The organism is Streptomyces phytophilus, from assembly GCF_013870535.1.
Lineage (GTDB): Bacteria > Actinomycetota > Actinomycetes > Streptomycetales > Streptomycetaceae > Streptomyces > Streptomyces phytophilus.
This window is the reverse complement of record NZ_JACBXC010001728.1, coordinates 1-1017: the sequence shown is the minus strand read 5'-3', so window position 1 is coordinate 1017 and position 1017 is coordinate 1. Positions and strand designations below refer to the sequence as shown.

Annotated in this window: 1 protein-coding gene; it reads right to left on the bottom strand. The window is 75.6% G+C overall.

What is annotated here, in order from left to right; translation table 11 throughout:
- Positions 1 to 158: 158 nt before the first annotated feature.
- Positions 159 to 1017: metallophosphoesterase (locus H5J30_RS35565; RefSeq protein ID WP_181791912.1), on the bottom strand; the 859-nt coding region annotated here is incomplete at its 5' end.

The following is a 1017-nucleotide window of genomic DNA, read 5'->3' as shown; positions in this document are numbered from 1 at the left end:
CCGGTGGGGGAGGCGCCGGGGGCGCGGGGCGAGGCGCTGGTGGTGGGGTACGGGACGCCGCCGGACCACTTGTACCCGGGGGCGCTGGCGGCGCTGTGCCGGGTGCTGGCGGCGGAGACGTAGGGCGCGGGGCTACGGGACCGCCCGTACCCCCGCGCTCACGCCCGCGGCGACTCCAGCCGCACCATCGTGATGTCCGACGGCGCCCCCACCCGCACCGGCGGCCCCCACGCCCCGGCGCCGCGGGTGACGTACAACTGCGTGTCGCCGTACCGCTCCAGCCCCGCCAGCGTCGGGTTCGCCGCCTCGGCGATGTACGTGACCGGCCACATCTGCCCGCCGTGCGTGTGACCGGACAACTGGAGGTCGACGCCGTGGTCGACCGCGTCGTGGATCACGACCGGCTGGTGCGCCATCAGCACCGAGGCGCGGGAGGTGTCGCGGTCGCCGAGGGCGCGCGCGAAGTCCGGGGCCCTGCCGACGTCCTCGCCGGAGACGTCGTTGACGCCGGCGAGGTCGAAGCCGGCCAGCTCGGTACGGGCGTTCTCCAGCGGGTGCAGGCCGAGTTCGCGGAGGTGGTCGAGCCACTCGGCGGCGCCGTCGGCGCCGGTGAAGTACTCGTGGTTGCCGGTGACGAAGTACGAGCCGTCGCGCGCCTCCAGCTGCCCCAGCGGCTCCGCGGCCGTACCGAGGTGGTCGACGGAGCCGTCGACGAGGTCGCCGACGACGGCGACGAGGTCGGGGCGCTGGGAGTTGATGGTGTCGACGATCCGCTGGGTGTGCCCGCGGCCGAGGACGGGGCCGAGGTGGATGTCGCTGACGACGGCGATGCGGTAGCCGTGGGCGGACGCGGGCAGCTTGGTCAGCGGGACGGAGACGTTCTTCACCCGGGGCGCGCGGCCCAGCACGCCGTACGCCCCGTACGCGACGGTCCCGGCGGCGACGGCGGTGGCGCCGATCGCGACGGTACGGGCGACGAAGAGCCGCCGCGACACGTCGGCACCGCCGTCGGCGGCA